Genomic DNA, 8,467 nt, shown 5'->3' with positions numbered 1-8,467 from the left:
CCGCTTGTCAGATTAAGCGGAATGGTAGACACGGTTTCTTTGCCGGCCAATAAATCTTTGACTTTTACTTCCAGTTGAGCTGCGCCTTCCGGAAGGTCGCTGATGTCAAGCCCGATGTATTCGCGCTGCATGGTCGACTCGCCTTGTTTTTGCGTAACTGAGCTCAACGACGTTCTTTTCTTGCCGGTAAAAAGTCGCGCGATGGCCAGTACGAGCCCCTTTTTTTCATTCAGAGTTTTAACCGTATAAGCGACTTCGTATGAACTGTGGCCGTTATTGTCGAGTGTGAGATTATAAATATCGTAATAGACGGCCATCGGATTCTTTTTAACGATGAGTGCGGCGGGATTCGGCACCACACGCAGACGCGTATTGGGTTTGACAAATTTACCGGGATCGGCATTTTCATCGACCCGCAACGCCATTTGTAAATCACTGACCATCAGCTCGTCTTGGCTGTAATCTCTGACCATCGCTTCAAATTGATAGCTGCCGATTTTTTCGGCGAGATTATTTTCCAATTGAATGGCGACGTGATATTTTCCGGGTTTCAGCGTAATGCGGAATTCGTCCAACAGCGACCGCACGGCCACGTCCATCGGTGTCGAAGACAGCAAATATTCGCGCTCGATTTTTCCGACTTCATTGTAATCGTTATCGAAAATTTTCGCTTTGGCCGTGACATTCGACGCCAGTAAATTCTGCTCAAACGGATTTGATTTAAAATTGAGATAGCTGAACGGCGTCATAAAATAAAAATCGAGACGCGATTGGCCGTCAACGTCTTTAAAACTTGCAAATTTTACGTTGATAGGTATTTCCGGTACATCAGAACGCATGAAAAATCGTTGCGTATTGTCTTTCTCGTAATTGCGTGCATACTGTTCGGTCAGAAGATTTTGCTTTAACAAAGAAAGTTCCTGCTGATAACGGGCATACGAAGCGCCGCCGGGATTGGCGGAAAGGTTGTTCTGCAGCGCCTTCATGCGTAATGCCATACGTTCATAATAAGGATTAAAAATGGCTCTTTCCGAATACATACCTTGTAATGCGCCCAATTGTGCAACGGAGGTAAGCCCCGGTCCTATAGCATCGGCGAGATTGCCCAGAACGTACTGGCCGTATTGCGAGACAAAATCGTAGATTAAAACTTTGTCGCCATTGTCATAGATCCAGGATTCATTGTCTTTCATGATCATGCCGTCGCCACCGTAAAAAACGCGGTCCGGTTTACCCATGCGAATATAAATCAGACCTCGGTCGTCATAACCGGGAATGCCGGGCTTGGCGAAAAAAGTTCGAGTATACTGCAATCGCCGGTAATGTTCTGTCAACCGCTCATTAGTCGGCGTAAAAATATTGGGATCGCGTTGTTTCCAAAAACGTGAAATAAATTTTTTCTTTTCGTCCTGGGTTTTGAGATTCAGCCATTCTTTGGTTTCTTCCGACGAGGCAATAGGCGATGCGTCTAAAAAAAGATGTTCAACTTTTTCATCGTCTTTGGCTTCGTTGTTTAATTGGTAATATAATTCTGACGCTTTGGTTTCGTTTCCCTGTTCAAGATAAATCGCAAAAAGCTCCATGGTGGCATCGTCACGGCCTTGCAGCAGAGGTATGGCTTCGTCAAATTTCTTCAATGTCCGCAGTACGGTTGCCAGTTGAACCGAAGCGTCGGAAAAACCGAAAGTTTCAAACGACATTCCGTAAGACAGCGCCTGTTTAAAATATACTTCAGATTCATCGTAATTGGTTCTGAAGTATTTAGCCATGCCAAGTAAAAAGTATGCTTGCGGATCCTGAGGATTGATCGATAAAGACTTTTCCAAAGCAATTTCTGCTAGTTTGATTTTTTCGTCGGCGCCAAACCAACGCGTAAAATCTTTGACCATCGCATTGGAATATTCAAACGTTTTCAACCGTGCGGCTGCGTACAGTTTATATTCGGCAGGTTGAGCGGCGCTTCTTGAAAATTTTTTCTCGTACAGGCGAATGACTTCTTCGTTTCCGCCCATCTTGTAATATTGCTGAGCCAATTCAAAGCGAACGGCATCATCATCGGGGTTGTCGGCAAGTTTTTTTCCTAATGCAATAATACCGTCAGCCATATCTTGCGTCCATGCTGTCGACGCAAACAAAATAATAATGCTGAGTATACGGATCATAACTTTCCTACTTAAAGTAAGATGGGACTTGAGAAGTGTAGAGAGATAAGTGAAATTAAACAGGAGGATTCGGAATGTCAAGCCGGAACTACCGACACACGGATAACTCAAATCATGGAAGTCTTATCGGATGTGAGTTATCCGCGGTTCGCAGCATTCTTATTCATATCGTAAACATGTTACCGGATTTGTCAGCGCCGCTTTGATTGTCTGATAGCTCACCGTGAGGATTGCGATGACGAGCATCGCCAGTCCCGAGATGGCAAAAACTTCCCATCCGATGGTTATGCGCGACGCAAACCGGGCCAGCCATTCTGTCATTATCCAGTACATGATCGGCCATGCAATGACGCTGGCTACGGCCACTAAAGAAACAAAATCTTTACAAAGATGCGCTAACAGGCGCGGAAGCGATGCGCCGCAAATTTTGCGGATGGCGATTTCTTTAATGCGCTGGGAAATCGTAAATGACGACAAACCGAACAGACCGAGACAACCCACGATGATGGCCAATAACGCAAACAACCCGAAAACTTTGCCGAACGTCTGATCGGCTTTGTACTGTTGATTAAAGTAGTCGTCGAGGAAAAAGTAATCGAACGGGTTGCCGGGAAAAATCTTGTCCCATGTTTGATGAACGAATTCGATCGTACCCATGATATTATCGCGGGTAACTTTGATCATGAAATATTCAGCATTGGATAAATCGCACGCAAACATGGTCGGCTGCGTTTCAAGTTCGAGCGACTCGTGATGGTAATCGGCGACGACACCCACGATAATGGGATAATATTTAAATGCGTCGATGGCCAGCGTTTTTCCGATCGCTTCTTCGGGCGTGGAAAAGCCGAGCAATCGTGACGTCGATTCCGTCAGAATGACCGATGTATCGGGATCCTGGGGAAAAGCAGGCGAAAAATTACGCCCGGCAATCAACTTCATATCAAACGTCTGAATAAAATCATAATCCATGGTTGCATACGCAACCGGAACCGCTGTGTTTGCGGATTGAGAGAATTGGCGCGTTTCGGTTTTAAAGCGCAATTTTTTACCAGGGACAACGACGGAGGCTGTAACGCCCTTGATCGCTGAATTTTGTTTTAACGTTTCTTTAAAAGTTTTTACTTGATCGGCACGGCCTTTACGTGTTTCGACGACACCGGGACGTTCCACGATTAAAGTTTGTTCAATATTCATTCCCAGATCGGCATTGCGCATGTGTGACAGTTGCTGATACACGGTCAACGTGCCGACGATCAGTGCCGCGGACGCGGCGAACTGTGCCACAACAAGACTTTTTCGGAGCCAGACGCCACGCGACGAATTTTTAAATTTGCCTTTCAAAACCGTCACCGGTTCGAATCCGGACAAGACCAGCGCCGGATAAATTCCGGAAAGGAAAGAACCGGCCGAGAAAATCAGCAGCACTAATCCCAAAAACCAAAGTTCTTTCCACAAAACAAAATTAATCGGAATACCCGTCATTTCTTTGAATGACGGCCAGACGCTGAAAACGATCAGAAAAGATAGAAGCAAAGCGATAAAATTAATTAAAAACGATTCGACTAAAAACTGGAGCATCAAACGGTTTTTTTCAGCGCCCATGACTTTGCGTACGCCGACTTCTTTTGCGCGATCCATGGAACGCGCCGTGGCCAGATTGACGTAGTTGATCCACGCGATAACGATGATAAAAATGGCTATGATCGTCAGGAAATATACGGAATTACCGTTACCGTTGGGCTCGGCCTCATCGGTGAGGCGGGAATATAAATGGATATCCCTAAGCGGCTGCAGAGACAATTCGTCGCGTCGAAACTGTTTTTCCAAATCCGGAATATGTTTTTTGATGAAATCGGGGAATTTCGCCTGCAGTGCGGCCATATCGGTTCCCGGCTGAACGAGGATATACGTGTACATATCCTTCCGTCCCCAGTTTTGATCATACCGGTTCCGGGCTTTTTCAAACCGTGTATAAAGCGTTTTATATGAAATAAGTACATCGAATTTCAAATGTGTGTTATCCGGAGGATCCTGAACGACGCCGGTGATTTTACATAATTCGTCATTGAAGTCGTCGTCGCGCATGCGGAGAAATTTCCCAATAGGGTTGGCATCACCAAAATATTTTTTGGCGTAGGATTCAGAGATCACCATTGAAAACGGTTCGCTCAATGCCGTAGCCGCATCACCGAAAACCATTTTATAAGAAAACATCGGAAGAAAAGACGAATCGGCGTACAGGAAGCGGCGGTGTTTGAATTGAATCGGGCCGCCCGGAGCGTCCTGGTAAGTAATCACGACGTTGTTTTTCGAGCCGAGATTATATAATCGGGCATTGGATACGATTTCCGGAAAATCCTCTACGAGCGCCGGCCCTACGGCAGGATAATTTTCGGAGCTTTTGAAAATAAGTTCGTTGTTTTTATACTGATCGAGTTGTACGCGGTAAATATTATCGCCGTTAGCGTGAAAATTATCATAGCTGCGCTCGAACGTTACGTATTGCATGATGATCCAGAATCCCGCAAGCCCCAGGGCGAGCCCCAACGCATTAATGGCGGAAAAAACTTTGTTACGCAACATGGTACGAAAGGCAACAAGAAGATAATTTTTGATCATAACACTCTCCTTGTAAAAAAAGGAATATTGAATGGGGAACGCAGAAATACAACGTAACTGACCGATAAAAAGTTACGCCAATTTTAAAAAAATATCCGGCTGGTCTCAGATAAAATCGGTCAGTTCCTGCTTTAATGCATTGAGCGACAGCGTGAGGTCTTTGATAAAAAAGCTGAGGGATATGATGAGTGCAATAAAACTAATGGCAAATACGGCGAGAATGACGTGATGCAAATCGATATCGAGAAAATAGCTTACAAATATCAACAGGATCAAAAGGCTGGCACAGAAAATCGAAATAGCGGCAAAAATGATCGACAGCCGAAGAAGTTTTGAACGTTCAAATAAAATTTTGATTTGAATCGCTAAATTGGCACGGTGTTCCGGTAACGATTCTTTGTATTGTCGTGCCAGGGCACGGGCGCCATCGGTCGTACGAGCGTAGCGATTCGTCATCGCCAGCAAAAGCAGTCCAATGCCCGAAATTAATGCAACCGGAGAAATGGACGACTGCAGAATTTTAGTCAATTGTTCAAAAGGCATACGACTTTTCGGAGTGGTTCTTTCGGTTATAGTTACTTGGTTGAACCTGATTCCGCAGTAATATACGATTGTTCGGTGATGATATTGGTGCATACGCGCACGACACGATCGAACATACCTTTCAACCGGCGGGTTGTTTTATAAATAAAAACACCGGCAATACCGGCCATGAAAATCAAATTGATCAGAGATCCGGCGAACCAATATCCCGCCGATGTGCTTTCCAATTGAGCGGCCGATTTATTTTCTTTGACGAGTTCGACCAGCGAATTCGACAAATCGTTGAACAATATTTCCGCTTCCCCGCGTGAAATAGCCGTCGCCTCGCTGTTGCTGTTTTTACGCGAATGCTGCAATAAAACAGCGCTGTGCTTCAAGTATTCACTCCATTTTGACCCAAATACGGCGTACAATTGTTTCTCATTATCCGTCGTAATCAAAGGTTCATACGACGCCATTTCCGCGTGGATCATGGCCGTCTTTTGATCCATTTGTTCTTCATAAGCGATCATTTGATTTTGCTCCAACGACAGAATATGCTGCAGTTCGAGAATCCTGTAATCCGATGTCAGAGTATTGATATGGCTTACATGAATAGCGCTGGGAAGCCAATTGCGTTCAATCATTTTTGATGAATCATGAATCTCGTTTAAGAAAACAACCGTTGCGATCAACCCGATCATGACAATCAAACCGGATATAATAAAAAGTCTTTTGAAAGAATTCATAAGGCCTCCATCGTTTGTATAAAACAATTATTACAATGAATAACGTTATTTCTTATTGAGCATTTTCAGAAGGTCTTCAACCCGGAGAAGCGATTCTCTTATTTCAGTCAAGACCACTGTCGGATCGACGGTAGTTTTTTTCTCGGCCAACTTCTGCCGTTGTCCCAGGACAGCTGCGCGAAAAGCCGGGGCATCGTTAATTCCGACCAATTTCATTTCATTACTGTTATGATGCGATTGTCCGGCGGTTTCGATTTTAAGGATGCACAGATTAAAATGTCGCAGCAGCGGGCCTTCAATAAAGGTCATGTCCTGAATGTTTTCGAGAGGGATCGTTTTCTCGATCTGCAGTAAAATTCCTTTTTTAAATCGCAGCGTATGATGCGTCAATTCGCATTCTAATTTATCAAAATAATGCCGGCTATACCATTTTCCAACACCCAAAAGCCAGATGATCATCAGCGGAATTCCGACAATTGTGCTTAGCAAAACCATACTTACATAAAAAATGATATAAGCTCTGATGATCGGATTGAAGGAAGCCTTGAGAAGAACCGGATTATTGGGTTCGGTTGACATGTTTCTATTCCAATCCATTTGAAATATGTAAAACTATTTTTATTCCGATGCTGTTCCCTACACGGCTGTTCATTTTAAAGGCTTCCAGCCCGACTCCATAGTGCGTCGAGAATTTTAGAAGTAACTTCATATTGACATTGAATCCTATGGCCGATTTAAAATCGCCATGATCTTCATTTTTGTGGAATACAAAGGCTGGTCCGATAAAACCTGTCAGCATGAAAACGCGTGTCGTCCACCCTGAGCCGATATTGGTATGAACAAATGAGTGACTGCTGGATGAACCTCCAAAAAGTTCAAATGGGAAGGTGGAATTCAGACCAACTTGTTGGGTCAAAAAAGGTACCAATTTGCCATTACCGTTTATCGAGAAATTTATTCCTTCAAATTGATGCCGCACTTTAGCCTTACCAAAGCCAAGATCGATCCATTTTATCTGATCAATTGGTTGTTGCGCATTCAGCACGTTGTACACGTTCAATAATAAAATAACCGAAAATATGTTTCGCACGTTTTTTTGGATTTAAAAGTAAAGTAATTTTAAGCCACTTAGACAGTAATTTCAACATAAAGTTTTACATATTCAAAACCTGACTTATCTCATTTTTTTGACGATTTAATACGGTACATTAGGCTGTTAATCTGCCTTCAGGTGCGCATGAAGACCCATTCATTAGAATCATATTTCGAGCCTTTCCGAAATAATATCATCGGTTACGAACAGACGTTCAAAACGCCGCACGGCGAACGCCGGATCGTATATGCCGACTGGACGGCCAGTGGGCGGTTGTACCGGTCGATCGAGGAGAAAATGCTTTATCGCTTCGGTCCTTTCGTCGGCAATACACATACGGAAACGACCATCACTGGAACGTATATGACCGAGGCGTATCATGAAGCACATGCTATTATCAAGCGCCATGTGAATGCCGGTACGAAAGATGTCATCATCACTCAAGGTTCCGGCATGACGGGCGTGATCAATAAATTTCAACGCCTGCTCGGATTACGTGTTCCTGAACAAGCGGTGCGGCATTTACATTTGTCAGAAAACGAACGCCCAGTTGTTTTTGTCACGCACATGGAGCATCATTCCAATCATACGTCGTGGTTAGAAACGATCGGCGAAGTGGTATGCGTTCCACCGGATGAAAACGGCGCCGTCGATTTGAATTTTTTTGCCGATGCGGTTAAGCGGTATCATCATCGTCAAAAAATCGCGTCCGTTACAGCCTGCTCCAATGTTACGGGCATTCGTACACCGTATCACACAATCGCTAAAATGATGCACGAAGCCGGCGGGCTTTGTTTTGTTGATTTTGCCTGTTCCGCTCCCTACGTGCCGATCGATATGCATCCGTCCGATCCTTTGGAGAAGCTCGATGCCATTTATTTTTCGCCGCATAAATTTCTCGGCGGGCCCGGCACGCCCGGAGTGTTGATATTTAATTCGGATTTATACGTCAATAAAATTCCCGATCAACCCGGCGGAGGAACGGTGAATTGGACTAATCCGTGGGGTGAAGTGAGTTTTCTGGATAATATCGAAGTGCGTGAGGACGGCGGAACGCCGCCGTTTTTGCAAACCATTAAAGCGGCATTGTGCATACGACTGAAAGAAAAAATGAACCCGGAAATCATGCTGAAACGTGAAGAAGAATTTTTGCCGGAAATTTTTAAGGCTTTGCGCGCGATTCCGGGATTGCATATTCTGGCGGACGAACACGAACATCGTCTCGCCGTGATATCATTCTACATTGACGGGTTGCATTATAATTTGGGCGTGAAATTGCTCAACGATTATTTTGGAATTCAGGTCCGCGGAGGTTGTTC

Annotated in this window: 7 protein-coding genes; 1 reads left to right on the top strand and 6 read right to left on the bottom strand. The window is 44.5% G+C overall.

Going from position 1 to position 8,467, the window contains the following annotated elements; translation table 11 throughout:
- The 6 genes from K1X84_16025 to K1X84_16000 all read right to left on the bottom strand — a co-directional run.
- Positions 1–2,162 (bottom strand): GWxTD domain-containing protein (locus tag K1X84_16025; GenBank protein ID MBX7153136.1); only part of this gene is annotated, 2,162 nt, incomplete at its 3' end.
- Between the two features lie 159 nt (positions 2,163–2,321).
- Positions 2,322–4,784: an ABC transporter permease gene (locus K1X84_16020; protein ID MBX7153135.1), complete on the bottom strand. Its 2,463-nt coding sequence runs from the start codon at positions 4,782–4,784 to the stop codon at positions 2,322–2,324.
- A gap of 105 nt (positions 4,785–4,889) precedes the next feature.
- Positions 4,890–5,327, bottom strand: a complete 438-nt coding sequence (locus tag K1X84_16015) for a DUF2721 domain-containing protein (protein MBX7153134.1) — start codon at positions 5,325–5,327, stop codon at positions 4,890–4,892.
- A gap of 32 nt (positions 5,328–5,359) precedes the next feature.
- A complete protein-coding gene (locus tag K1X84_16010; protein MBX7153133.1) occupies positions 5,360–6,055 on the bottom strand; it encodes an MCP four helix bundle domain-containing protein in 696 nt (231 codons plus the stop codon).
- 45 nt (positions 6,056–6,100) lie between these two features.
- A complete protein-coding gene (locus tag K1X84_16005; GenBank protein ID MBX7153132.1) occupies positions 6,101–6,634 on the bottom strand; it encodes a PH domain-containing protein in 534 nt (177 codons plus the stop codon).
- A 4-nt stretch (positions 6,635–6,638) separates the two neighbouring features.
- Complete coding sequence (locus K1X84_16000) at positions 6,639–7,145, bottom strand: hypothetical protein (GenBank protein ID MBX7153131.1); 507 nt, start codon at positions 7,143–7,145, stop codon at positions 6,639–6,641.
- 147 nt (positions 7,146–7,292) lie between these two features.
- On the opposite strand from K1X84_16000, the gene K1X84_15995 reads away from it, so the two are divergent.
- On the top strand, positions 7,293–8,467 hold a 1,175-nt coding region (locus K1X84_15995; protein ID MBX7153130.1), incomplete at its 3' end, for an aminotransferase class V-fold PLP-dependent enzyme.

Source organism: bacterium (genome assembly GCA_019695335.1).
Classification (GTDB): domain Bacteria; phylum CLD3; class CLD3; order SB21; family SB21; genus JABWBZ01.
This window is presented reverse-complemented; position numbering and strand designations above follow the sequence as displayed.